Raw genomic sequence first — 26,622 nt, forward strand, 5'->3', positions numbered from 1 at the left:
AATAATAAAACAATAAAATGTAGATGATATTTATTTCAAGAGAAAACAGTTTTGTAATGTGACTAATTAATTTAATTATCGACCAAAAACAACTGTGGTTCACTAATTTATTCAATGAATAGAGAAGGGATGGTATGAAAATAAATAAGCGCAAAGTATCGTTTTATCTTATTTTGGTTCTGGCAATTATAGCGGCCGGATATTATTACTGGAGCCAAAACTCGAGTAGTCTTCCAGAGGGTTTTGCACAAAGTAATGGCAGAATTGAAGCCACCGAGATAGATATAGCGACTAAAACAGCGGGGCGAATCGATACCATCCTTGTCAAAGAAGGGGACTTTGTCCAACAAGGGCAAGAACTCGCCCGTATGGATACCCGTGCCCTACAGGAACAACTCCATGAAGTACAAGCTCAGTTACGCCAAGCCATTAGTGCGGTTGCCACGGCAGAGTCAGGGTTAGTACAGCGCAAAAGTGAAAAGCTGGCGGCTCAGGCAGTTGTTCGTCAACGTGAAGCGGAGCTAGATGCTGCACAAAAACGGTTAAATCGTTCTCGCGTCCTAGTGAAAACTAAAGCCGTTTCTCAACAGCAAGTGGATGACGACACAGCACAAATGCAAGGTGCAAAGGCTGCGCTTGAAGCTTCAAAGGCTCAAGTTGCTGCATCCACCGCCGCCATTGACTCTGCACAAGCGGGTATCGTCCAAGCGAAAAACCGCGTAGAAGCTGCAACGGCAACAGAAAGACGCATCACGGCTGATTTAGAAGACAGTATTCTAAAAGCACCACGTAATGGACGCATTCAATATCGAGTGGCGGAGCCAGGTGAAGTCCTTGGTGCGGGTGGTCGCGTGCTGAACATGGTGGATTTAAGTGACGTGTATATGACCTTTTTCTTGCCAACAGAACAAGCTGGCAAGGTTGCTCTTGGAAGTGAAGTTCATATTATTCTCGATGCAGCCCCAAATATTGTGATCCCAGCCAAAACCTCATTCGTTGCCAGTGTTGCACAATTTACGCCTAAAACAGTGGAAACCCAAAATGAACGCTTGAAACTAATGTTCCGCGTTCGTGCACGTATTTCTCCTGAATTGCTGGAAAAACACCTTGAATATGTCAAAACAGGTTTGCCCGGAAAAGCATACGTTCGCTTAGATGCACAAGCCGCATGGCCAACTGATCTTGAGGTGAGATTACCACAATGATCGCTAACACAATGATCCATAAAACAAAGACCGATAAATTGATGGATGATGTGATTGTTGATTTACAGCATGTCAGCCAACATTACGGTGATAACTGTGCGTTGGATGACATCACTCTCGCAATTCCTGCTCGAAAAATGGTGGGGCTGATTGGTCCCGATGGCGTGGGCAAATCAAGCTTAATGTCACTGATTGCAGGCGCCCGTGTGATCCAGCAGGGGCAAGTCAATGTACTCAATGGGGACATGCATAACAGAGACCATCGTCGCAACGTTTGCCCTAAAATTGCTTACATGCCTCAAGGGTTAGGAAAAAACCTCTACCATACGCTTTCCGTGTACGAGAACGTGGATTTTTTCGGCAGATTATTTGGGCAATCCAATGAAGAGCGAGCGTATCGCATTCAGGATCTTCTTGAAAGTACAGGGCTAGCTCCCTTTAAAGACCGACCCGCAGGAAAGTTATCGGGAGGAATGAAGCAAAAGCTAGGGTTATGCTGTGCGTTAATTCATGACCCAGATTTATTAATTCTTGATGAACCGACAACGGGAGTTGACCCCTTATCTCGGGCACAGTTTTGGGATCTTATCGACCGCATTCGAGAACGCCAAACCAATATGAGCGTGCTGGTGGCAACGGCCTATATGGAAGAAGCGGAGCGATTTGATTGGTTGGTGGCGATGGATGATGGCAAGGTGATGGCAACTGGGCATGCTTCTGAATTAAAAGCCCAAACGGGTTGTAATGACCTCGAAGCGGCCTTTATCGCGTTATTACCCGAAGAAAAACGTGCTGGTCACCAAAAAGTGGTTATTCCTCCTCGAGATACACGAGGTGATGACGTTATCGCTATCGAAGCTCAGGATTTAACGATGCGTTTCGGTAACTTTGTGGCGGTGGATCATGTGAATTTTAAAATTCCGAAAGGGGAGATATTCGGCTTTTTAGGTTCCAACGGGTGTGGTAAATCCACCACCATGAAAATGTTAACAGGCTTATTGCAAGCCAGTGAAGGGCAAGCATGGCTCTTCGGGCAAGAGATTGATCCAAAAGATATTGAAACCCGCAAACGCGTGGGATACATGTCCCAAGCTTTCTCCTTGTACAGCGAATTAAGTGTTCAGCAAAACCTTGAATTACATGCCAAACTATTCCACATTCCCGAAGATAAAATTAACCAGCGCATTGATGAAATGTGCCAGCGTTTTGACTTGGAGGATGTGCGTGAAACGCTGCCTGATGACTTACCCCTAGGGATACGCCAACGCCTCTCTTTGGCTGTGGCGGTTATCCATCAGCCGGAAATGCTGATCCTTGATGAACCGACTTCTGGGGTTGACCCTGTCGCGCGGGATATGTTCTGGAACTTAATGGTCGATCTTTCAAGACGTGACGGTGTCACTATTTTTATCTCCACCCACTTTATGAATGAAGCGGAACGCTGCGACCGTATTTCATTGATGCATGCGGGCAAAGTACTGGATTGCGATACGCCAGAAAACCTGATCGAAAAGCGTGGATTAGATACCTTAGAAGCCACGTTTATTGCCTATTTGCAGGATGCGGTGGGCGATAAAGATACGGGCAAAGAGACCGCCCCTGAATTTCATGTGGATGCAAAACTGAAAGAGCAAGCAGCGGAAGCACTCAAAAAACGCTTCAGTTTACGACGCTTATTTAGCTATAGCATTCGTGAAGGTATGGAGTTACGGCGGGATCCTGTACGTTCCACATTAGCGTTATTAGGGACGGTGATCCTGATGTTTATCATGGGATATGGGATCAGCATGGACGTGGAAAACCTACGTTTTGCTGTGCTCGACCGAGACCAAACGGGCTTAAGCCAAGGTTATACGCTGAACTTAGCAGGTTCTCGCTATTTTATTGAGCAGCCTCCATTGCAAGATTATGAGCAGCTCGAATCAGGTATGCGCAGCGGAAAAATCACTGTGGCGATTGAAATTCCACCTAATTTTGCTCGTGATATTGCCAAAGGAAATAACGTTAAACTGGGCGTATGGATAGACGGTGCGATGCCAAACCGAGCGGAAACGGTGCGTGGTTATGTGCAAGCGATGCATTTAGCGTGGTTAAGCACGATGGCGGCGCGTCAGCCGGCAGGTGTTGCAGGAATTCCGGCTATTGATATTGAAACACGCTATCGTTATAACCCGGATGTTCGTAGCTTACCGGCGATTGTTCCCGCCGTTATTCCTCTATTATTAATGATGATCCCTGCAATGCTCAGCGCGCTCAGTGTGGTGCGTGAAAAAGAGTTGGGCTCAATTATTAACCTTTATGTCACCCCGATCACCAAATTAGAATTCCTGCTCGGTAAACAACTTCCTTATATTGTTTTAGGGATGTTCAACTTTGTTTTACTTTGCATTTTATCCGTCTATGTTTTTGGTGTGGAATTTAAAGGTAGTTTCTTGTCATTGAGTTTAGCGGCATTTTTGTATATCACCATTGCAACGGGAATGGGGCTGCTGATTTCCTGTTTTATGAAAAGCCAAATCGCGGCCATTTTTGGGACCTCGATTATTACCTTGATCCCCGCGACACAATTTTCCGGCATGATAGACCCAGTTTCTTCCTTGGAAGGGATTGGTCGCTGGGTAGGGCAGATTTACCCAACATCCCACTTTTTGACGATCACACGGGGAACCTTCTCTAAAGGGCTTAATTTCTTTGATTTACAAGCTTCATTTATCCCGCTAGCCATCACGATCCCGATTGTGATTGGCTTGAGTGTTTATTTCCTGAAAAAGCAGGAGGCATAGGGATGTTTCGTAAAATACAGAATATTTTTAACTTAGGCGTGAAAGAATTACGAAGCTTAGGGCGTGATAAAGCGATGCTGGCGCTGATTGTGTTTGCGTTTACTGTCTCGATTTATTCATCTGCAACGGTAACGCCGGGTTCACTGCATAATGCTCCGATAGCCATTGCAGATCAGGATAAATCCCAGCTTTCAAACCGTATTATTAATAGCTTCTATGAACCGTATTTCTTACCGCCAGCGGATATTGTACCGAATGAAATAGATGGCTTACTGGATAGAGGTGCCTATACGTTTGCAATTGATATTCCACCTAACTTTCAACGGGATGTACTTGCAGGGCGCCATCCTCAATTGCAAGTTAATATCGATGCAACACGTATGAGTCAGGCTTTTTTAGGGAATAGCTACATTCAGAATATTACCTTAGGAGAAGTGAACGAATTTTTGGCGAAATACCGCAGCCAAGGGCGTTTACCGGTTGATCTTGAAGTGCGTATGCGGTTTAACCCAAACTTAACGCAATCTTGGTTTGGTTCGGTGATGGCTATCATTAACAACATTACAATGTTATCGATTGTTCTAACTGGCGCTGCACTGATCCGAGAACGTGAACATGGTACCGTCGAGCATTTAATGGTGATGCCGTTAACGCCTTTCGAAATCATGATGTCAAAGATTTGGTCGATGGGATTAGTGGTACTGATTGCCTCGGCAGTCTCCCTGTTGCTGGTGGTGAAAACCTTGCTGCAAGTACCGATTGAAGGGTCGATATTGCTGTTTATGTGTGGGGTGGCGCTCAGCCTGTTTGCCACCACATCGATTGGGATTTTTATGGGGACGATTGCACGCTCAATGCCACAATTTGGTCTATTGATGATCTTAGTGTTGTTACCATTAAACATGCTTTCTGGGGGGATGACTGCCCGTGAAAGTATGCCGCAACTGGTGCAAGACATCATGCTAACCATGCCGACAACCCACTTTGTTAGCCTAGCGCAAGCCATTTTATATCGTGGTGCGGGATTCGAAATTGTGTGGCCGCAGTTTGTTATTTTAGTGGTCATTGGTAGCGTATTCTTCAGCTTTGCATTAATGCGCTTTCGCAAAACCATTGCCACAATGGCATAGTTTTTATTGCATCAGCTCCCATTAAATTACCTCGAATTACTTCTCACAAAACGCTTGCAGATTTTATCGGCAAGCGTTCTAATGCTGCACCATATAAAATACTATGCCTATCAATTTTTAATTAATGATTAGATTTTGCCTATCAAATCGATAGCAACGACTGATTGGATTAAGTCTCTGCGAAACAGTAACTTAATAGTCAACCAAACAGGAGGACATCAAATGTCATTAATTAATACTCAAATCAAACCTTTTTCTAATCAAGCTTTTAAAGACGGTAAATTTATCGAAGTAACAGAGAAAGATGTTGCGGGTAAATGGAGCGTTTTCTTCTTCTATCCAGCGGACTTCACTTTCGTTTGCCCAACTGAATTAGGCGACATTGCTGACCATTACGCTGAATTCCAAAAAATGGGCGTAGATATCTATTCTGTATCGACTGACACCCACTTTACTCACAAAGCATGGCACGAAAGCTCTGAAACCATCGGTAAAATCAAATATGCGATGATCGGCGACCCAACAGGTGCTCTGACTCGTAACTTCGAAAACATGCGTGAAAACGAAGGTCTGGCTGACCGTGGTACATTTGTTGTTGACCCACAAGGTATCATCCAAGCTATCGAAATCACTGCGGAAGGCATTGGTCGTGACGCTGCTGACTTACTGCGTAAAGTTAAAGCTGCTCAATACGTTGCAAGCCACCCAGGTGAAGTTTGCCCAGCTAAATGGAAAGAAGGTGAAGCAACACTGTCTCCATCTTTAGATTTAGTCGGCAAAATCTAATCGATAACCCTCGATAAGAATATTGCAAAATAAGCCACGTTGCAGGCGCTAAACACAATTAAGTAAAAGCCTGCAACGGGCTATTCGACGGGTATATGTACCCGATTTTATGACCAAGGGGATTACATGCTCGATAATAATTTACAGGCTCAATTAAAAGCCTATCTGGAAAGATTAACTAAACCCGTAGAGTTAGTTTCGAATTTAGATGACAGCGCAAAATCAATTGAAATAAAACAATTACTTGAACAAATTGCGTCGCTGTCTGACAAGGTGACTGTGCGTGAAGAGCACGATGTTGCACAAAGAACACCTTCATTTTTAATCACCAACCCAGGGACTAATATTGGCGTGCGTTTTGCGGGCTCACCATTAGGCCATGAATTTACCTCTTTAGTGCTTGCTCTCCTGCAAGTGGGTGGTCATCCATCTAAAGAAGCACAAGAATTGTTGGATCAAGTGAAAGGGCTGGAAGGCGACTTTAACTTTGAAACTTACTATTCATTATCTTGCCATAACTGCCCTGACGTCGTGCAGGCGCTGAACTTAATGGCGGTATTGAATCCGAACATCAGCCATACGGCGATTGATGGTGCGCTGTTCCAAAACGAAATTGATGAACGCAACATCATGGGTGTTCCTGCTGTTTTCTTAAACGGCAAAGAATTTGGTCAAGGTCGCATGACATTAAGCGAAATCGTGAGCAAGTTGGATACCAATGCTGACGCGCGTGCGGCAAAAGCGATTAGCGAACGTGACCCATTTGAAGTTCTGATCATCGGTAGTGGTCCAGCGGGTGCATCCGCTGCGGTTTATACTGCGCGTAAAGGCATTCGTACCGGTGTTATCGGTGAGCGTTTCGGTGGGCAAGTCATGGATACCGTTGATATCGAAAACTATATCTCGGTATTAAAAACTGAAGGTGCAATTTTAGCTGGCGCCCTGAAAAATCATGTGGATAGCTACAATGTGGATGTGATTGATGGTCAATCCGTCACTAAGCTTATTCCTGCTGAACAAATTGGCGGATATCACCAAATCGAAACTGCATCAGGCGGTGTGATGAAGGCGCGCAGTATTATTATTGCTACTGGCGCACGCTGGAGAAATATGGGGGTTCCGGGCGAACAAGAGTACCGCACAAAAGGAGTGACATTCTGTCCTCACTGTGATGGTCCATTGTTTAAAGGCAAACGCGTCGCGGTAATCGGTGGTGGTAACTCCGGTATCGAAGCAGCTATCGATTTAGCGGGTATCGTTGAGCATGTGACGGTATTGGAATTCGCGTCAGAATTGAAAGCGGACTCCGTGCTGCAAGCCAAAGCCCGCAGCCTGAGCAATATCGATATTATTTTGAATGCTCAAACGCTTGAAGTTAAAGGCGATGGCAGCAAGATGACTAGCTTAGAGTACAAAGACCGCACGGATGAAAGCGTGCACTCTTTGGAAGTAGCCGGTGCGTTTGTTCAAATCGGTTTATTACCAAATACCAATTGGTTAGGTGATACTGTTGCTCGCAATCGTATGGGCGAAATCGAAGTCGATGCACGTAATGAAACGAGTGTGAAGGGCGTATTCGCCGCTGGTGACTGTACAACAGTGCCTTATAAACAGATTATCATTTCCGCCGGAGAGGGTGCCAAAGCCGCATTGAGCGCATTTGATTACCTGATCCGCACAAGTACCAGAACCGCTGAATAGCTCATAGTTTAGCGGGTTGTAGCCAAAAGGCACTCGGGGGCGAGTGCCTTTTTTTTGTGGTTCTAATAATCAAGATAAGTAAGGCAATTTCATTAATATAATTGCTAATCACTTTACCCACACATCCACAACTCTAGCCACCACTGGTAGTAATTGAGTCAATATCACACTACCCACAAACCATAAAATGATTTTATTGGCGCTGGCGGCTAAAGCTTCTTTGGTGGAATAGTTGGATTTAATTATGGCGATATTGGTTTTGACTTCATGCAGATCATTTTTCATTTTATCGATCTCTTTTTCTAAGCTATTTAACTTTGAATCCATATTATTTCCCCCATGAGATGCTCTTGGATGATGTTGTTTAAATGAATTATCGCTGTAAGAAACAAATAACATTAAAGGGACTTGTTTTTCTCGGAATTGATTCGCCATTGCGTTTCTCCTCAATCCTTTTACTGAACGTGCTCATCCATTAATTGCGTTTTGAACAAACGAACGGGCATAAAAATCGGTGTATGGGGTAGGAGGGTATTTTGATGAGGAAATAGAGTCAAAAAATAGCGTGAAGATAGTGCTGAAGTTACTCCTAAAAACGTTGAGTTGCTAGCTAAAGCCCTGTGGTTCAGGGCTCTTTATCTGTGTAGTCAGAGTCAATCAATCAGTTGTTAAATGCAGGGATTAATGAATATCTTCGTGACTACGGTACACCAAAGAAAGCTCTGGATGATGCCATAAGCTAGCAGGGGTGACGGTCGTGCGCTCCCAAGGAATGGAACCAATAAACCACAGCTTCCAGAATTTTAATTTGGCATTCGGATTTTTTGTTAATAATTCTTGGAAAGTTTCGATTTCACCAATACGAATAGATAGGGCAGATTGGTAAATGTCGAATACAAATTTGGAACAAAACTGGCGTGATGAATCGTATTTAAACCCTGTATGGTAAAACTTATTTAATCGTGGAAAAACTTGTGTCACTAACGCTTGTTTTTGTGCCTCGGTTAAATGTGTGGATAAGCGGCGCACACTGTAACGATGCTCAGATGAGCGGGCAATAAAACGGGATAATGTGGTGGTAGTCGATAAAGGAATGCGGCTTTCAGCCACTAAATAATCGTCACCATCATGACCGATGATCATGCCCACATGGTTACTCCAACACTTTGATGCAGAAGCGATTTGGCGAAAAACTTCAGTGCCGATACTGGTGAAAACAATGTCACCGATTTCCAGTTCATATGGGTAGCTTATTTTTGTCATAGACACCTCAATAGAGTGAAAAGTTACATTGAGGTCATCTTATAAGCCGTCCAATACTAGCGGCAATCGGAATTGCGGCGAATATCATTTCTGTTTAACTTGGGTATATTTTCAACAATGCTTCACTTAATAACTGAATATTCTGGATGATTTTTTGTTCAGTGTGGGCGGCATATCCAAATAGAATGGCATCATTATTTTGGCTGTTAATACAATAACGAGATAATGGTTGTGCACCAAAACCAAGGTTACGACACTGTTCTAGGATAATCTCTAAGTTATAGCCTTTTCTTACCCAACAGACGGTATGAATTCCTGAATCATTCATTTGGGCATCAAAAATATGCGGGAGATATTGATTGATGGATTGGCAAAAAGCAGTTTGGCGTTCATAACAAATTTTGCGGATCTTACGAATATGTCTCGCGTAATGACCTTCTTGAATAAACTGCGCTAAAGCGGCTTGTTCTAAATAACTACAATGACTGTCACTGTAATATTTCATCATCGTAAAAGCTTCACTCAGACTTTCTGGCACAATTAAAAATCCAAGGCGAAAACCGGGATACATCATTTTAGAAAATGTACCGGCATATATAACACGTTGATGATTATCAAGCCCTTGTAAGGCTTGAATCGGTTTGGATAGAAAACGAAATTCGCTGTTGTAATCGTCCTCAAATATCCAAGCATTGTTCTGTTGCGCCCAATCTAATAGTGCAAGACGGCGGGGTAAACTTAAAGTTGTTCCAAGTGGAAATTGATGTGATGGTGTGGTGTAAATCAGTTTGGCATCACCATGATGTGCAGCCGCGTATTCAATATTCATTCCTTCATTATCGGAAGGGATCGGTGAAATATTGGCGCCAGCGGCGGTTAAAATTGCACGAGCACTATCATAACCAGGGTCATCGAGCCAAACAGTATCGCTTTGTTTTAATAAGACTTTAGCTACTAAATTTATTGCCTGCTGGGTTCCGTTGACGATAATAATTTGCTTGTCATTGCAATGAACACCTCGGGTTGAACGCACATAATCAGCTAATAATTTTTTGAGTGGTATATAGCCATCAGGATGATTATAGTGCGTGATATCATGCTTGGATTTTCGCCAAACTCTTCCTAATAACCGCCCCCAAAGGTCATGGGGAAACTGATCAACACAACCAACGCCAATATTAAATATTGAGCGCTTATTGGTATTTGGACGTGATTGTTCCCAAAGTGGCTGAAGGTTATTCAATATGGGGTTCAGATAAAGTGCAGGATTCTCTTGTTGGGAAGCCGCCTGTTTGGTGCTGATTGGACGAACTAGCTCATCAGGAATTTGTGCAGAAACATAGGTTCCAGAGCCTTGCTTTGAATATAAATAACCTTCATCGATTAAGCGTTCAAACCCTGCAATTACCGAGTTACGAGAAATTGACATCATCTCAGCTAGAGCCCGAGTCGAAGGTAATTTTAGGCCAGCAGCAATTCGTCCATCCAATATTGCATTACGGATCGTATGGTAAACTCCTTCATTAATTCGACCCTGTTCAATTAATAACAGTGGGAACTGAGCTTGCTGCTTTCGTCTCATAAGTGGATCCTAAATAAATAACAAAAGTGTATCTTATACAGTACCAGATAGCTCTGTACTATAACCTCATTCAGTTATATGTCTACAAATGGAAGGGTTATTATGAATAATGCAGAACTACCGGTATCTATTGAGTTTGTTTCCCCTGAACACTACCCAGAATGGTTAGTTTATTGGCTGGAATATCAAAAATTTTATCAAGTGGATTTAAGCGAAGAAATTACATTAAAAGCATGGGCTCGTTTCTTCGACGAAAAAGAACCAATGCACTGTGCTGTCGCATTAGAAGGGAGTAAAGTAGTTGGTTTTGTGAACTATCTTTACCACCGTTCCACTTGGGCAGAAAATGATTTTTGTTATTTAGAAGATCTTTATGTGACCCCTGAAGTTCGTGGCCGCCATGTAGGGAAGCAATTAATTGAGTTTGTTCAGCAACAAGCGCAGCAGAAACAGTGTGGACGTTTATATTGGCATACCCAGGAAACCAATTTACGTGGACAAAAGTTATACAATTGGGTAGCAGAAAAACCGGGTGTTATTGAATATAGAATGCCACTATAAATGAGTATTCAATAAAATGCAGACCCGCTGTTTGATAACAGCGGGATATTTGTGCTAAAAATCTTAATTGGCTAATTGTGTCCGTACTTCCATTAATGCAAAGCCCAATAAATTTAAGCCTTTCCACGTAAGCGGATTTTCAATATTCTCCGTATCTTCCGCTAAACCAATTCCCCATATTTTATCGACAGGGCTCGCTTCCACAAGGACACGCTCATTGGTTGCCAATAAGAACTGCTTTAGCGCGTCATTTTGAGAAAACTTGGCTAAATTAGCTTTTACAACAATATCAAATCGGTTTGCATCCCAAATATCTTGTTTAAAGCCACGAACTTCTCGTCCAAAGGCTTTGGCTGCTCCAGGATTCGGAGCATGGATAATTTTTTGCAGAATTTCACTATCACCAAATAAACGCGCTTTTTCTGCCATCATAAAATGTTCAGCACTGGCGAAACGGTTACCATCAACGATAAAAGGGGCGGGATACCATTGGCTAAAACAGCTTTTTGTAATTTGCTGTTGTTTGGATTGATGCCCCCAGAAAAAGACATACTTAAATTTCTTACCAGTTCGGTAGAGCTTACAAAGGTTTTTTATATCCATAGGACTAACTTGAAAAATAATAATTAGATTTAATGAGAGTAACGATAAATAAATGTGTTGGCTATCGGAAAAAGCTGCACTGTATTTTTGAATAAAGCTCACACTCTGGAAAGGTATCTATATGTATCGCTTTTTTTAACTAACGTCTCATTGATTTTAACGATATAGTCACATTTATCAATTCATAATGGTTTGAAAAAAAAGAATTTCTTAATCATGGAAAAGATCTTACTCGTGTTGTGGCCGTTGTTTGCTCTCATCGCAATGGGTTTTGTTTTACGTAGAACAGCACTATTTTCTGCCGATTTTTGGCCTAGCGCAGAAAAACTCAATTACTTTATTTTATTTCCTGCATTATTAATAAACAGTTTGGCGAGTGCGCCACTCAATAATCCCAAATTACCCTATCTTGCCTGTGCCATTTTTTTCATCCTTGCTGTAAGTTCACTGCTTGTCGTGATAAATAAATATTTATTTAGAATACCAATCCCACGATTTGGAGCTCACATTCAAGGAATCATTCGTTTTAATACTTATTTAGGATTGGCGATTGTTGCGGATCTTTTTGGATCAGAAGGGATTGCGATTTCAGCGGTGATTATGGCGATTTTAGTTCCCAGCTGTAATGTTATTGCGGTACTGTCGTTAAGTGCAGGAAAAAAAGTTTCATTAAAGCAGTTAGCCATGCCTATTGTGAAAAACCCATTGATTATTTCTTGTGTCGTAGGAATATTATTAAATTTATTACCGATAGGTTTACCATTTGGGTCTGATCAATTTTTAAAATTATTGGCAGCAGCCAGCTTACCTTTGGGGCTAATTTGCATTGGTGGGGCATTACAAACAGCAACGCTCAGAAAAGAGTTTAAGCCTATTATGGTTTCAACATTGTTTCGCTTGCTTGCTATGCCTATTCTAGCCTCATTTACGGCTTATTTATTTGAATTACCTACATTAGAAAGTGTGCTTTTAGTTATCTTTTTCTCCATACCTACTGCACCAACATCCTATATTTTAACTAAGCAACTTAATGGAGATAGTCAATTAATGGCGGGGATCATTACTTTCCAAACTATTTTTGCCGTTATTACATTACCGCTAGTTTTAACATTAATTACCCAATAAGATTATTTTTATATAAAAAAGCAGCATCATAATTATTGCTATGCTGCTTTTTACGATTACGTGTAGTTAGATATGCAATTATTTAACCAGTTTACAATCACGACCTTTATCGTCAGAAATACGGTTATTAACAGCATCATCTTCAGAAATAGTGGCTAAGTTTAACCCTGCTTTGCTGCTCCATAGTTGGAAGTTTTCACCAACATAGCGAGCGCCACTCGCGGCTTCTTTGCTTTTCAGTAAAATCAGTTCATCGCTGTAAAGCATCACTGCTGTATCTTGATTAGGGAAAGAAACTTTAATTTTTTGTCCATCACAGTTATAAGTCTGTGTTTTCGCTGCAAATGCAGATGAAGAAGCAGCCAAAATTGATAATGCAGCGATAGAAGAAACTAAAAGTGTTTTTTTCATTGGATTTCCTTAATACCTTTTAAGTATTTATACCAGCGTTCATAAACATTGAAACCATAAGCTACAGCGACATAGTATTACTTTTAAATATACATTGTATAAACATTTATTCACTATTTGATGAAATTTAATAATATTCTTAATTTCGGGTCTATTCCTTTATTAAATAATATTACAAATATCGTAGAGGATGTTTTTTCTGAAGGTTAATAATTCATTTAAGGTTTAAAATAATCTATAAGCACTATCTTAAAGTTGATTTAAATACTTTTTTTCTAATTTTAATTAATCTTGAAATTGGTGATAGGTAAAAATAGCTAAATAACAAATAGGATAAACGAAAATTTTAACTTATTAAATTTTCAAGGATTAAATGCAATTTCTTGTGAGTGTTCGATGAATAACATACACTGAAGGCGTAAATTTTACGTCATTTGATAAGGAGTTAAGCGTGTCTTTGGAACAATGCCGAAAATATGAAAATCTTTCTATAGAAGAGACAATCGAAACACTCTCATTACTCTATTCAAATGCCATTGAAGCCTTGAGAAATGCCATTGCAACCTATGTTGATAAAGGGACATTACCGGATGTTAACGCACGAGAAAATGGGTTGTTTGCCTACCCTGAGTTGTGTGTAACTTGGGAAGGAAAGGTTGATCATTGTGAAAAAACGCGAGCTTATGCCCGTTTTGTGAAACGGGGAGATTACAGTATTACTGTGACCCAACCTGACTTGTTTCGAGCTTACCTCGTTGAGCAATTGACCATTTTTCAACAAGATTATGACGTATCTTTTGCAGTTCGTCCGTCTAAGACTGAAATTCCATATCCATTTGTGATTGATGGTTCAGATTTAATTCTTGATAGAAGTATGAGTAGCAGTTTAGCTGCTCATTTTCCTATTACAGATCTCTCTCATATCAGTGATGATATTACGGATGGCTTATATCATGTGACGGACGATATGCCATTATCCCACTTTGATGCACTCCGCGTAGATTTCTCTTTAGCGCGACTAAAACATTATACGGGAACACCACCTGAGCATGTTCAGCCTTACATTTTGTTTACCAACTATAACCGCTATGTTGATGAGTTTGTGAATTGGGCCTGTGAGCAAATTCGTGATCCAGAAAGCCGCTATATCGCGTTATCTTGTGTAGGGCATAATTATTTAACCGCTGAAAATGCCGATCCTCAATTTGCTACATCCGATTTAACATGGAAAAAATTCCAAATGCCTGCATATCATCTGATTGCACGTGATGGCGGAGGAATTACATTAGTGAATATTGGCGTTGGTCCAGCAAACGCGAAAAACATTTGCGACCATTTAGCAGTATTGCGTCCTCACACGTGGCTAATGATAGGTCACTGTGGTGGGCTGCGTGAAAGCCAAAAAATAGGTGACTATGTTCTAGCTCACGCCTATTTACGTGATGACCATATTTTAGATGATGTATTACCACCAGATATTCCTATTCCAAGTATTGCTGAAGTTCAGCGGGCGCTTTATGACGCCACTAAACAGGTAAGTAATATGCCTGGTGAACTAGTTAAACAGCGTTTACGTACGGGAACTGTGGTTACAACCGATGACCGTAACTGGGAATTAAGATTTTTTGCAACCGCACGCAGATTTAGCCTTAGTCGAGCCGTTGCTGTGGATATGGAAAGTGCCACCATTGCCGCACAAGGTTACCGTTTCCGTGTCCCATATGGCACATTACTTTGCGTTTCGGACAAGCCGATTCACGGGGAAATCAAACTGCCGGGACAAGCAAATAGTTTTTATGAAGGCGCAATATCGGAGCATCTACAAATTGGGATCCGTGCCATCGATCTGCTACGACAAGAAGGTGATAAGCTACACTCCCGAAAATTAAGAACATTCGACGAGCCGCCATTTAGATAATCTAGAGGAGGGAAATTCGTGATCCCTAAACTTGAAACAGATAGGTTAGTTTTAGCAAAACATGAGGTTAGTGATTTTTCAGCACTTTCGCAGTTATGGGGACAACGTTCAATGGTTCAGCATATTGGCGGTGTTCCCTCAACGGAGCGCGAATCATGGATGCGTATGCTCGCGTATGGCGGACTTTGGCCTTTACTCGGGTTTGGTTATTGGGCGGTGAGAGAAAAAGCGACAGGAAATTATGTGGGAGACCTTGGGTTTGCCGATTTTCATCGCATTGTTGAACCCCACGTTAAAGGTATTCCAGAAGCGGGATGGGTGATTGCGCCTGAATATCAAGGCAAAGGTTACGCGACGGAGGCGATGCAAGCTGCATTATCTTGGTTAATCGCGGAGCAGAAACACCAAGAAAGTATCTGCTTTATAGGACCACAAAATATACCGTCACTGCGTGTTGCTGAAAAGTTAGGGTATATACAAGATAAAGAAGTGTTCATGAACGGCAGTATCTCGGTATTGTTGCGTAAAAATCTTATCTAGCCTTAATTATCCCATTTTTGATAACTATCAATCCTATTCTTATTTATAGAATAGGATTGATCCTCTCAGTAGACTCTTAAAATTACTTGGTTGATTTTAAGGTCACTATGTCTAGCCACTTTCTTGCATTCGAAAAACCTATTATTGAGCTTCATGAAAAAATTGAAGCATTAAATGCCTTTAAGCAAAAGGGTCATCCATCAGAACTAAAACTTGATGAAGAGATCCAATTATTAGAAAAAAAATGCCAATCACTCACTGAGAATATTTTCTCTTCTTTAGGTGCATGGGAAATAGTGCAATTAGCACGTCATCCAATGCGTCCTTACATGCTTGATTATATTTCTCTTATATTTACTGAGTTTCAGGAATTAGCGGGGGATAGAGCATTTGCTGACGACAAAGCTTTAGTTGGTGGATTAGCACGTTTAGACGGTCGCCCAGTTATGGTAATGGGGCAACAGAAAGGGCGGGATACGAAGGAAAAAGTAAAACGTAATTTTGGAATGCCATCCCCTGAAGGTTATCGAAAAGCGCTTAGATTAATGAAAATGGCGGAGCGATTTAAACTGCCAGTTATTACCTTCATTGATTCAGCAGGGGCTTATCCTGGTGTTGGCGCTGAAGAACGTGGGCAAGCTGAAGCAATTGCGCGCAATATTCAGGAAATGTCTTGCCTAACAACGCCGATTATTTGTGTGATCACCGGAGAAGGTTGTTCCGGAGGCGCGCTCGGGATTGGTGTGGGGGACAGAATTAATATGTTGGAATACAGTACATACGCAGCAATCTCTCCGGAAGGCTGCGCTTCTATTTTATGGAAAGATTCCCAAAAAGCGCAAGTTGCGGCTGAGGTGATGGGAATGACCGCGCCTAGACTAAAAGCGCTGGGAATTATCGACACAATTATTCCTGAACCGTTAGGCGGAGCGCATCGAAATTACGCATTGGCTGCACAATATCTGAAGCAGCAACTTATCTACGATTTAAACCAACTTAGTGCATTAGATAAGGATACGTTATTGGATCTACGCTACCAAAAAATAATGGAAATTGGCTATTGCTAATGTTATTAGTGGGGCATTAATGAACACTAAAATTAGGTTGTATTATGCCTGTTGATCTTAATTTACTAAAGGTATTTGTTGCAGTGGCCACTCAGGGAAGTTTTGCTAATGCAGCAAAACATCTCTCAATGCCAACATCAAATGTGAGTCGGCAAATTAAGCAGCTTGAAACTCAACTTAATTGCCGATTGATTGAACGGACTACACGGCAAATGCGTTTAACTGAACAAGGTACTTTATTATTAAATAAAAGCCAAAAATTGTATTTAGAATTAGATGAAACCTTGCAACAAATTAGCACCTCAAAAATATTAAGTGGCACTTTGCGGTTAACTATTCCAAGTGAATTTGGCAGTGTATTATTTGCAGATTTACTGGCTCAATTTGCGCTTACTCATCCTGACCTTGCCATCCACTGTGACACGCAGCTAGCCCCTCTGGATGTTATTGGTGATGACGTGGATTTATTACTGACTTTTCATCGTGGAGCATTGATTGATAGTAGTTATCACTCAAAATTGGTTAAGTCATGGGAAAGTGTTGTCGTTGCTGCTCCTAAATTAATTGAAAAACAAGGGATACCCAGCACCGTGGATGAACTCAGCATGATGCCCTGTATCACGAGTTTCAGTGCGTTGCAGGGGCAGCCATGGATTTTTAGCACACATGATGGTCAGTTAAAAAAAGTCAGTATAAACAGTCAGTACCGTGTTAATAGCGGTATTCTTGCCAGTGCGGCAGCACTCAATGGGTTGGGATTTGCTATTTTATCAAAAGAGGGGTGCCAAAGTGCAATTCAGGCGGGAACGTTGGTGGAAGTTAGCTTTGATGATATGTATCCAGCGCCGATTGAGCTACGTGCTGTTTATGCTTCAAAACGTTCACTTTCGCCGAAAGTTGATACCATTTTGAGTTATTTGCTGAAAAATATCTAGGCCGATATTACTATCAGCCTATTGCCATAATGCCAATAAACATTATGGTGATCCGAGTTATTTATTTCCGCGTAGGCGTAGTGTTAAGCCTTTTAATAGGTAACGTAATAGTTGGTCGCCACATTCACGATAATTTTTATGTTCTGGATTACGGAAAATAGCACTTAATTCTGGTTTTGAAACTCGGAAATCAACAGATTGGTAGATTTCCAGTAAATCAACATCTTTCAGTTCAAAGGCAACACGTAATTTCTTGAAAATAATATTGTTATTGATTCTATCTTCAACTTCAGGCGCTGGACGACTTTCATCTTTACCACGGCGATGGTAAATCAATCCGTTAAGAAAGTGACCGAGCACAAGGTCGCTACATTCAACGTAGTCTGGATCGGTATCTTTCTTTAGCCAGAGGCTCATTTCTTCTTTTGTGACTGAAAAGTCTGCAAGTTTTACGATTTCAACCATCTGAGCATCGCTCAAATCCAACATATAACGAACACTTCGTAAAACGTAATTATTTAGCATGGGGTTAATTATCCAACGGATCGATTAAAAAACAGGCTTATATTAGCCATGAAACGTTATTATAAAGCAAAGGCGGCTACCGATGCTTTATAAATTATTGGTTAGCCCATAAAGTAAATCAGTCCATAGAAAAAGACTAAAGTTAATCCGACGGTTACTAACATATTTTTCAGTAAGGATGCAGCCACAACGCAAAATAGCGCTCCCCAAAGATAAGGATTATCAGGAAAACTACGCAATTCATGGTTTTCTAATAAGATTACAGGAGCACAAATTGCGGTAAGCAAACAGGGGGCAGAATAACTGAGCGCTTGGCGTACAATTAATGGTAACCGTATGGGTAATTGAGGGATCAGAAAAATATAACGGAGAGAGAAAACAACAGCCGTTAAACTGATAATTAAAATCCAGATCATTTTTCTTCCCTTAATAAACGGGAGACACCAACAGAAACAAACATTCCACCAACACCGGCAATCACAATTGCACTACTGAACGAATGCATTGATAAGGTAATTGCTGTAATTAATGAAAATAAAACACCACAGGCGGTACTTATTTTTTTAGTGAGTGGAACGACAATGGCCAATAGTGTCGCGACGACTGAGAAATCTAAATGTAATTTACTTAAATCACCCACCAAATTTGCCATCACAATGCCGCATAAGCTGGTGACTAACCACACAAGATAAAAACTAAATCCGGCACCAAATAAATAGGAAAAACTGAGGGCTTGACGCTTGGCTGCACTAATGGCGAATAGCTCATCAGTTAATAGAAAGCCAATGCTTAAACGTTGTGGTGTCGTAAAATTCTTTACGTGAGGGCGCATGGTTAGCCCATATAAAAGATGTTGTGATGTAATAAAGAAGACAGAAATCACAATTGTAATATAGCCTGCCCCAGAGTTGAGTAAACCTAGGGTGACTAACTGAGCTGCGCCTGCAAAAACCATTGCAGACATTGCGATGCTTTGCCAAAAAGAAAGCCCTGTTTCAATGGCCATGGAACCTGCAAGAACCCCCCACGGAATAACTGCAAGATTTAAGGGTAATGTATGGACAGCTCCATCCATCATTGCGCGTTGCCATGGCTTTGGTTGTTGAGACGACATCGATGTGCACCTGTATGTTGAAATGTCATTCATTGAATAAAAGTCTAAACAAAGACAATGTTGATTTAACTACAGGTATTTAGAGTAAAAATTATTATTCAATACGCTGTAGGTATCCATTGTTATATCGTGAAATGTGGAACAAATCACTATCTCTACCTACAGACTTTAAATGGTATTAAAAACTAACTTTTTATTAGTTTATGAAGTTTTATATTGATTAAAATTTTTTTTTGGCTTGATGCTGATTAAGTGATTTTGATTGGAGTTTAATTCCAATTTCAACTGTCAATATCTATATCAATGACTAGATTATAATTAAATTGCTAGATTTATATTCTGTATATTAACATATTTCTGGTGGTATCTTTTATTAAAAATAAAAAATGTGTATCATAGTACCCATTAAGCAAGAATGTGAATTAATTGTTATAACTTTTATTGAGTTAGCGGGTTTATTATGCTTGAAAACTTCGGTATTACAAACTTATGGACTTATCTTATCGGTGTAATTTTTATTACATTGGTACCAGGCCCTAATTCTCTATTTGTTTTAACGAGTAGCGCAAAATATGGTGTAAAAAATGGTTACAAAGCAGCACTTGGTGTATTTACTGGTGATGCATTGCTCATTTTTTTATCATTCTTAGGTGTCGCGTCTTTAGTCAAAACGTCTCCTATATTTTTTAGCGTGATCAAGTATGCGGGTGCTACCTACTTATTTTACTTAGGTATTAAAACGTTGTATGCAGTATTACATAAAAAAGAATCTGCAACAGATGTCGATGGGATCATATTAGAAACAAAAGGCACTTATAAGAAAGCCGTCTTTCTAAGTTTACTAAATCCAAAAATGATCATTTTTTATGTTTCATTCTTTATTCAATTTATTGACCCAGCGTACCCAAGTGCAGGGGTACCATTCTTCGTGCTCGGCGTGATATTAGAAGCATGCAGCATGTTTTATCTATCAATGCTGATATTTGGTGCTGTTGCAGTGACCAACATGGTAAAACACAATAAAAAATTATCTAAATTTTCAAATAGCTGTATTGGTGCCGTCTTTTTAATGTTCGGTGCAAAATTAGCATTAACAGCCTAATTTATTGATTTATAAATTTTTACTAAAGGATAGCTGGCAAATGTGCCAGCTATTTTTTTGTTTTTAATTTATCTTTTCAGGTTTTTTCCTGTTTGCCTTCAGAGTGATGCCTGTCATCATGATGCTAATTTAGTCACGACTAAGTAAGCCGCTGTACAAGGAAGTATGAGTACGGCTATATACAAAACCATCGAATTGATATTAACTGAGGTTGTTATGCACATTCTGGGATTATTAATCTATTTTATTCCTGCAATTTATTTCGCTGTCCATTCAATAAAAAGTAATCAAAACTCTTATTGGTTGTTCATTTTATTTGTTTTCCCAATTTTGGGCTCGGTTGTTTATGCGCTGGTCATTTGGATGCCGACTATGCGTTATTCCCGCCATGGGTATAAGTTAGAAAGAGCGATTAAAAAACAATTAGCCCCAAATAAAAGCATCAATCAAGCTCTAAAAGAGTATGAATTAAATCCGACTACGAATAGTTGTGTAACACTAGCAGATGCATATACCGATAAAGGTGACTATCAAAATGCGATTAAATACTATCAGGAATCACTGCAAGGAATTAATCAGTATTCACCGGATATTATGTTGAAATATGCGGATGCACTGTATGAAGCGGGGGAGTACGCGCGTTGTAAAGAGACGTTAGACCTATTGTGTGAAAAAAATTCAACGTTCAACTCGAATGCAGGTCATTTTTTATATGCTCGTTCTTTAGTACGCTTAGGTTTGGTTACAGACGCTGATAATGAGTTTCGTGCCTTATTAAGTCATCGTGATCATATTGAATACAAGGTTGCTTACGCTGAGTTTTTATTTGAACAAAAACGTGTGATTGAAGCGATGCCATTAATTGATGAAGTGATTAAAACCTATTCACTTTTACCCAAAGCGGCACAAAATTATAATAAGCACTGGTATCAAACGGCTGTGAAATTAAAAAATAGTAAGTTAATAGAATAAGTTAGCTTTCAAATACAATCATTAAAAACATCTCGTTATTGGCTCTCCATCGTTGGTATGGAGAGCCAAATTATTGCAATTATTCCTACCAGCGTTTTATATCTCTATCAGATTGAGTGACAGATGTACATTTCGCTAATAGCGGCAATGTTTTCTTTTTCAAATCATCCATCAAGCTATAAATAACGGGAACAAATAGTAAGCTGAGAACGGTTGAACTCATCAAGCCGCCGATAACAGCAACTGCCATTGGTGCTCTAAATCCCGCATCAGCTCCAGTTGTGAGTACGAGGGGGATCATCCCTGCAATCATGGCAAAGGTGGTCATAATAATAGGACGGATTCGTTCCTGACCCGCTTCGATAATAGCTTGTTGTCGATTTAAACCAGCTCGTTCTTTTTCAAGAATAAACTCCACCAAAAGTATCGAATTTTTGGTGACTATTCCCATTAACATTAAAATACCAATAATGACAGGAAGATCTATCATTGCACCATATAACACTAAGGCGATAATGGCTCCCCCGATAGAGAATGGTAGTGCCACTAAAATCGTTATAGGTTGCATAAAATCTTTAAACAAAATAATGAGTATGGCGAATACCAGTAGTACACTGAAAAGCATTGTTGTACTAAAACGTTCAAACATATCGAGCATGAACTCCATATCACCATACTCTAATGGCTCAATACTTTTTGGTAGTGATTGATATTCAGGAAGTTCGACAACGCGTTCCAATGCTTCGCCAAGTGATAACCCATCTAAATTACCTTCAATAGACATTTTCCTAGCTCGATTTATGCGGTCAATCTGTGATGGTCCATCGCTAAAATTAATGTTAGCAACGGATTTAAGTGGCACAGTTAAATCGTTACCGCTACGAATATAGAGATTACGCAACGCGCTTACGTCATTTTTTTGATTGTCAGGTAAAACAACCTGTAACGTTAATTGTCTATCCGGTAAATTAAACTTAGCGCTGCGAGAGTTCGATTCTCCCATTGTTGCCACTCTTAATGTATTGGCGATTTCTTCTACATTAACTGCAGTTCTTCCTAAATCTTGCAGGTCAGGGGAAATAATCAGCTCTTTACGTAAAAGTGGTTTAATAACACGCACATTATTAATGCCATTTACGTTGGCAACTGCATCGCGAAGCTTATGCATTTGAATTTCTAGCTCTTTGGGATCAGCTCCTGTAAAGGTCAATGAAAATTCTTTATTTCCTTCGCTATTACTGAAGGTATAGCGTGCATCTGGAGTTTGTTGTAATAGGTGAGAAATTGAGTTTTCAAACTGTTTTTGTGACATTTCACGTTCATTTGGTTCTGTTAATGTCAGAATTATTTGGCCTTTATGCTGAGCTATTCCATCGGCGTCATCACTGATCCCCGCAATGGTATAAATTGACTTTATTTCAGTACGTGACTTCAATTGTTCAGTCATATTCCTAACCGCTTTTTGCGTTTCTTCGACAGGGGTTCCCGGCGGTAATTCCACTTCAATCTGGCTAACACTAATATCGCCTTCAGGCATAAAGCCAATAGGCAGATAAGTAATACTGGAGATTGAACCAATCAAAAATATAAATACGAATGAAAGGGCGAGTTTGCGATGTTTCAATGTCATTACTAACAATTGAGAATATCGATTGATCCAGTTAGGTACAGAATGTTCGGTCACTTTCTTTTTTGCAGGTAATAAAACATAGGCCGCCATTAATGGCGTAACTAATCGGGCTACTAGTAACGAAGATAAAACAGCCGCGGAAACGGTAATACCAAAAGGCACAAAGTATTTACCAACAAAACCGCCAATAAAACTGACGGGTAAGAATACCGCAACAATAGTGAGTGTGATGGCGACAATGGCAAAACCTATCGCGTCTGAGGCTTTTAAAGCGGCTAAATAAGGGCGTTCGCCTCGCTCTATGTATTTTTGAATATTCTCAATTTCGACAATTGCATCATCGACCAAAATACCGATGACTAATGTCAAAGCAAGCAGTGTCATACTATTAAGTGAATAACCAAATATTGCCAATACCAAAAAGGTGGGAAGGATAGATAAAGGCAATGCAACAGCCGCGACCAAGGTAGCTCGCCAACTTTTTAAAAAGAAGAAGACAATGATAACGGTTAAAAATGCACCTTCTAATAAAGTTTGGATTGTTAAATGGTAGCTTGACTCCGTATATTTCACAGTTGATGAAACAAGCTGAATAGAAATATCAGGATGTTTCAGTTTTAATTGTGCAAGTTCATGTTCAACATTATTTGCTACCTCGGTATCACTGGAACCTTTTGCACGAAATACGGCGAAACCAACTACATCTTTACCATTTAATTGCGAAATAGTTTTGGCTGTTTTTTGACCCTGATAAATTGCAGCAATATCCCCGAGTTTAATCCACTGTTGATTACCAATAGGTAACTGAATATCGTTAATTTCATCAACGTTCTTTTTTTCACCTAAAATCCGAATAGTATGTTGTAGGTCATTATATTTAGACGAGCCACCAGCGGAATTTTGATGCACGCTTCTGAGTAATTCATTAATGCTCAGAATAGACAATTGTAATGCTGCAAGTTTATCGGTATCAGGCTCAATACGAATAACGCTATCAGCACCACCAAGGCGGCTAACTTTTTGTACTCCGTGAGCCGTAATTAACTGCTTACTGACTGTATCATCAATAAACCAAGATAAATCGGCAAGGGATTGGCTATCTGATGAAACGGCGTAACGTAATATTGCACCGCCTTCGATATCAATACGGTTAATTAATGGTTCATCAATTGTTTGCGGTAAATCACTGCGGATTTGTGCGATTTGTTCCCGAATATCATTGGTTGCAATATAGGCATCCACAGTTAAATCAAATTCAACCGTGGTGGTGGAAATGCCTTCAGTGATGGTTGATGTGATATGACGGATCCCTGGAATACCAGAAACTGCCCGTTCAACTGGTTTCGTGATAGCGTTTTCCATTTCGGTCGGGGATGAGCCATCTTGCGTAATGGTCACTGTGACTATTGGAAAATTAACTACCGGGTTTGCAGTAACAGGCAATTGATTAAAAGAAAATATACCCGCAATTGTGAGTGCTAAGAACATAACTATAGTAGGAATAGGGCGCGTGATTGCCCATGAAGATAGTTGGAGTTTCATTGACTATCCTTGACTGGGGTCACTGTATCATTTTCAGTTAAAAAGGCTTGGGCATTGGTGACAACAACGGTATCACTCGAAATAGGGGATAAAATCTCGATACGACCATCATGAATTTTTCCGGTGGCTATTTTTTGCTGCTTCACTTTATTATCAACAACAGTGAAAATAACTCGTTCACCATTATCTAATGTTCGAATGGCACTGTATGGGAGCGTAGTTTGCAGTTTTTCTGGATTGGAAATAATCGCGGTACCTGATTCTCCAGCTTGTAGATTATCTCCATTTTCGGCGAGAGAAATACGAATCTTTCCTTGTTGTGAAATAGGATCTACTTTCGGTGCTAAGTAACGTAATTTTCCTGCTATTTGATGATTGTTAGGCGCTTTTAATTGAATAAACGTCAGATTTGATAAACGTTTTAATTCTGAAATATGCGCTAACGCATCAAATTCAATTTCACCATCTTCAATGATTTTAAACAGTAACTGATTATCCGTTAACATTCCGCGAATAGCATGACGCTCACTGATCACGCCTGAAATAGGCGCAATGATCCGTGACTTATCTTGTTGGCTTTTTTCTTTCGCGAGCTGAGCTTGTAATTGACGCAGTTCTGCTTTATTAGCATCTAAAAGTGCATTAGCCGCTAAAGATTCTGATTTTGCTTTTTCAAAGTCGTTGGCAGAAATAACCCCAGTTTTAGCCAGCGGAGCTAGACGAGAAAGTTCTTTTTGCGCTTGTTCTGCCACTGCTTTTTGCTGCTTAATATAGGCTGTGGCTTTTTCAGTTTCAGCTTGTAACTGGCTTACAGATGCATTTTGGAGTGGAGATTCTAATATGGCGAGTAGTTGGTTTTTCTCAACCCATTGACCTTCTTCAACCAGTACATCAATCACCATTTGTTGTTGCAAAGGTGAGCCAATCGCAATTTCATTTTTTGCAACAAATGTTCCCGGTAAGGACAAGGTTTCCGTATAGGGTATTTGCTTAGGCGAAGTCACACTTAATCGCATGGTTTCAGAAAATGAGACCGGCGATATAAACAGCATACAAAACAGTAGGGAGGTAATACTAAAACGTTTCATAAACCCATAAATCCTAATCGTGATATTGAGGGTAAATTAATGAAATCGCCTCAGCATTACCATAAACCAAAGTTAAACCTTAATTTTCCGTTAAGGTTAGTTATTTCAATATTTAACGTGAAAAACGTTTTGAACCAGCGACACACAGAATGACTCCGAGCGTAGACATGATCATGACGCTATTAACTGTTTCATTAAGTAGCCAAGCGGAAAGTACTAATCCAATAAACGGTTGTAATAGTTGCAATTGACTGACGCCCGAAATTCCGCCTTCAGCCAGCCCTCGGTACCAAAAAAAGAAACCAATTAGCATACTAAATAGAGAGACATAACCTAGGCCCATCCATGCTTCAAATGGCACAGTAGAAAACGTGGGTGGTAAGCGCAAAATACTGAATATCACCATGATGGGTAACGCTAAAACCAACGCCCAGCAAATCACCTGCCAACTCCCTAATGATTTTGAAAGTACAGCACCTTCTGCGTAGCCCAATCCACAGACAATCACAGCAATGACCATATATAAGTCACCTTGCCATGCGTGAGTGGCTCCTTGAAGAATTGCGAAGCCGATTACAAATAAACTTCCCATGACTGAAAACAACCAAAACAATTTGCGAGGGCGCTCGCCTGCCCGTAAAACGCCGAATAAAGCGGTAGACAAAGGAAGCATCCCTAAATATACAATGGAGTGAGATGAGCTAATGTACTGTAATGCAACAGCAGTTAAGAATGGAAAGCCAAGCACCACACCAAATGTCACGATAAGAAGAGGAATCAACTTTTGTCTTGCTGGGATTTTTTGGCGTAAAGCTATCAAAACAATCAGAGCCAAAATTCCAGCGATGGTAGCCCGTAGAATGGTCAAATAATCGGGCGAAAACCCACTGATAGCCAGTTTGGTTGCGGGAAGTGAGCCACTAAAAATAGCAACACCAATAAATCCACTGATCCAACCGCGAGTGGTATGAGAGGGATCCGTTATGGAAACGCTGCTCGATGTTAATAATTTACTTTGATTCATAATTGACCGTTATTA

General features: G+C 40.4%; 24 protein-coding genes. 13 read left to right on the top strand and 11 right to left on the bottom strand.

Features of this window, described 5'->3' with window-relative positions:
* The first annotated feature begins 134 nt into the window (after nt 1-134).
* From M5X66_RS08045 to ahpF, 5 genes are all read left to right on the top strand, one after another.
* Nucleotides 135-1,205, top strand: a complete 1,071-nt coding sequence (locus tag M5X66_RS08045) for an HlyD family secretion protein (RefSeq protein ID WP_108478161.1) — start codon at nt 135-137, stop codon at nt 1,203-1,205.
* Nucleotides 1,206-1,246: 41 nt separating this feature from the next.
* A complete protein-coding gene (gene rbbA, locus M5X66_RS08050) occupies nt 1,247-3,988 on the top strand; it encodes a ribosome-associated ATPase/putative transporter RbbA (RefSeq protein WP_270104028.1) in 2,742 nt (913 codons plus the stop codon).
* Nucleotides 3,989-3,990: 2 nt separating this feature from the next.
* A complete protein-coding gene (locus M5X66_RS08055) occupies nt 3,991-5,118 on the top strand; it encodes an ABC transporter permease (RefSeq protein WP_036948121.1) in 1,128 nt (375 codons plus the stop codon).
* 222 nt (nt 5,119-5,340) lie between these two features.
* Complete coding sequence (gene ahpC / locus M5X66_RS08060) at nt 5,341-5,904, top strand: alkyl hydroperoxide reductase subunit C (RefSeq protein ID WP_006659869.1); 564 nt, start codon at nt 5,341-5,343, stop codon at nt 5,902-5,904.
* A gap of 126 nt (nt 5,905-6,030) precedes the next feature.
* Nucleotides 6,031-7,605 (top strand): alkyl hydroperoxide reductase subunit F, encoded by a 1,575-nt coding sequence (gene ahpF / locus M5X66_RS08065; protein ID WP_154609875.1) that lies wholly within the window; start codon nt 6,031-6,033, stop codon nt 7,603-7,605.
* 108 nt (nt 7,606-7,713) lie between these two features.
* On the opposite strand, the gene M5X66_RS18715 is transcribed toward ahpF, so the two are convergent.
* The 3 genes from M5X66_RS18715 to pdxR form a co-directional block, all read right to left on the bottom strand.
* The gene (locus M5X66_RS18715; RefSeq protein WP_154599289.1) at nt 7,714-8,040 is read right to left on the bottom strand and encodes a hypothetical protein; all 327 of its coding nucleotides are present in this window, start codon (nt 8,038-8,040) and stop codon (nt 7,714-7,716) included.
* 246 nt (nt 8,041-8,286) lie between these two features.
* Entirely contained in the window at nt 8,287-8,868 is a 582-nt protein-coding gene (locus tag M5X66_RS08075) for a YebB family permuted papain-like enzyme (RefSeq protein ID WP_036948113.1), read from the bottom strand.
* 94 nt (nt 8,869-8,962) lie between these two features.
* Nucleotides 8,963-10,450 (bottom strand): MocR-like pyridoxine biosynthesis transcription factor PdxR, encoded by a 1,488-nt coding sequence (gene pdxR, locus M5X66_RS08080; protein WP_036948110.1) that lies wholly within the window; start codon nt 10,448-10,450, stop codon nt 8,963-8,965.
* A gap of 102 nt (nt 10,451-10,552) precedes the next feature.
* Here pdxR and M5X66_RS08085 point away from each other — a divergent pair, with 102 nt between their 5' ends.
* On the top strand, nt 10,553-11,011 hold the full coding sequence (locus tag M5X66_RS08085) for a GNAT family N-acetyltransferase (RefSeq protein ID WP_036948107.1): 459 nt from the start codon (nt 10,553-10,555) through the stop codon (nt 11,009-11,011).
* A 63-nt stretch (nt 11,012-11,074) separates the two neighbouring features.
* On the opposite strand, the gene M5X66_RS08090 is transcribed toward M5X66_RS08085, so the two are convergent.
* Nucleotides 11,075-11,614 (bottom strand): NADAR family protein, encoded by a 540-nt coding sequence (locus M5X66_RS08090; protein WP_036948323.1) that lies wholly within the window; start codon nt 11,612-11,614, stop codon nt 11,075-11,077.
* A 216-nt stretch (nt 11,615-11,830) separates the two neighbouring features.
* Here M5X66_RS08090 and M5X66_RS08095 point away from each other — a divergent pair, with 216 nt between their 5' ends.
* Nucleotides 11,831-12,739, top strand: coding sequence for an AEC family transporter (locus M5X66_RS08095; RefSeq protein WP_036948104.1), 909 nt, complete (start codon nt 11,831-11,833; stop codon nt 12,737-12,739).
* Between the two features lie 78 nt (nt 12,740-12,817).
* On the opposite strand, the gene M5X66_RS08100 is transcribed toward M5X66_RS08095, so the two are convergent.
* A complete protein-coding gene (locus M5X66_RS08100; RefSeq protein ID WP_132495912.1) occupies nt 12,818-13,150 on the bottom strand; it encodes an MliC family protein in 333 nt (110 codons plus the stop codon).
* Nucleotides 13,151-13,640: 490 nt separating this feature from the next.
* Here M5X66_RS08100 and M5X66_RS08105 point away from each other — a divergent pair, with 490 nt between their 5' ends.
* The 4 genes from M5X66_RS08105 (at nt 13,641) to M5X66_RS08120 (ending at nt 17,610) form a co-directional block, all read left to right on the top strand.
* On the top strand, nt 13,641-15,068 hold the full coding sequence (locus M5X66_RS08105; RefSeq protein WP_442959376.1) for an AMP nucleosidase: 1,428 nt from the start codon (nt 13,641-13,643) through the stop codon (nt 15,066-15,068).
* An 18-nt stretch (nt 15,069-15,086) separates the two neighbouring features.
* Nucleotides 15,087-15,608: a GNAT family N-acetyltransferase gene (locus M5X66_RS08110; RefSeq protein WP_108478156.1), complete on the top strand. Its 522-nt coding sequence runs from the start codon at nt 15,087-15,089 to the stop codon at nt 15,606-15,608.
* 107 nt (nt 15,609-15,715) lie between these two features.
* On the top strand, nt 15,716-16,675 hold the full coding sequence (gene accA, locus M5X66_RS08115; RefSeq protein ID WP_036948095.1) for an acetyl-CoA carboxylase carboxyl transferase subunit alpha: 960 nt from the start codon (nt 15,716-15,718) through the stop codon (nt 16,673-16,675).
* A 44-nt stretch (nt 16,676-16,719) separates the two neighbouring features.
* Nucleotides 16,720-17,610 (top strand): LysR family transcriptional regulator, encoded by an 891-nt coding sequence (locus M5X66_RS08120; RefSeq protein WP_270103994.1) that lies wholly within the window; start codon nt 16,720-16,722, stop codon nt 17,608-17,610.
* Nucleotides 17,611-17,667: 57 nt separating this feature from the next.
* Here M5X66_RS08120 and M5X66_RS08125 read toward each other — a convergent pair whose 3' ends face one another.
* The 3 genes from M5X66_RS08125 to M5X66_RS08135 form a co-directional block, all read right to left on the bottom strand.
* The gene (locus M5X66_RS08125; protein WP_036948092.1) at nt 17,668-18,135 is read right to left on the bottom strand and encodes a DUF1456 family protein; all 468 of its coding nucleotides are present in this window, start codon (nt 18,133-18,135) and stop codon (nt 17,668-17,670) included.
* 101 nt (nt 18,136-18,236) lie between these two features.
* Nucleotides 18,237-18,551, bottom strand: a complete 315-nt coding sequence (locus M5X66_RS08130; RefSeq protein WP_036948090.1) for an AzlD domain-containing protein — start codon at nt 18,549-18,551, stop codon at nt 18,237-18,239.
* Complete coding sequence (locus M5X66_RS08135; RefSeq protein WP_036948088.1) at nt 18,548-19,249, bottom strand: AzlC family ABC transporter permease; 702 nt, start codon at nt 19,247-19,249, stop codon at nt 18,548-18,550. Before M5X66_RS08135 ends, M5X66_RS08130 begins: the two co-directional genes overlap by 4 nt.
* Nucleotides 19,250-19,709: 460 nt before the next feature.
* Here M5X66_RS08135 and leuE point away from each other — a divergent pair, with 460 nt between their 5' ends.
* Together leuE and M5X66_RS08145 are read left to right on the top strand one after the other, a co-directional pair.
* Nucleotides 19,710-20,351 (top strand): leucine efflux protein LeuE, encoded by a 642-nt coding sequence (gene leuE / locus M5X66_RS08140; protein WP_036948086.1) that lies wholly within the window; start codon nt 19,710-19,712, stop codon nt 20,349-20,351.
* Between the two features lie 165 nt (nt 20,352-20,516).
* Nucleotides 20,517-21,323, top strand: a complete 807-nt coding sequence (locus M5X66_RS08145) for a tetratricopeptide repeat protein (protein WP_270103995.1) — start codon at nt 20,517-20,519, stop codon at nt 21,321-21,323.
* A gap of 85 nt (nt 21,324-21,408) precedes the next feature.
* Here the strand turns inward: M5X66_RS08145 and M5X66_RS08150 are convergent, their stop codons facing one another.
* The 3 genes from M5X66_RS08150 to M5X66_RS08160 all read right to left on the bottom strand — a co-directional run bounded on the left by M5X66_RS08150 (nt 21,409) and on the right by M5X66_RS08160 (nt 26,607).
* Nucleotides 21,409-24,495, bottom strand: coding sequence for an efflux RND transporter permease subunit (locus tag M5X66_RS08150; protein WP_270103996.1), 3,087 nt, complete (start codon nt 24,493-24,495; stop codon nt 21,409-21,411).
* Nucleotides 24,492-25,583 carry an efflux RND transporter periplasmic adaptor subunit gene (locus tag M5X66_RS08155; RefSeq protein ID WP_230083117.1) on the bottom strand — a complete coding sequence of 364 codons (1,092 nt, stop codon included), beginning with the start codon at nt 25,581-25,583 and terminating at the stop codon, nt 24,492-24,494. Before M5X66_RS08155 ends, M5X66_RS08150 begins: the two co-directional genes overlap by 4 nt.
* Nucleotides 25,584-25,695: 112 nt before the next feature.
* Nucleotides 25,696-26,607, bottom strand: a complete 912-nt coding sequence (locus M5X66_RS08160; RefSeq protein ID WP_036948077.1) for a DMT family transporter — start codon at nt 26,605-26,607, stop codon at nt 25,696-25,698.
* Between the last annotated feature and the right edge of the window lie 15 nt (nt 26,608-26,622).

The sequence above is a fragment of the Providencia sp. PROV188 genome (assembly GCF_027595165.1).
Classification (GTDB): domain Bacteria; phylum Pseudomonadota; class Gammaproteobacteria; order Enterobacterales; family Enterobacteriaceae; genus Providencia; species Providencia lanzhouensis.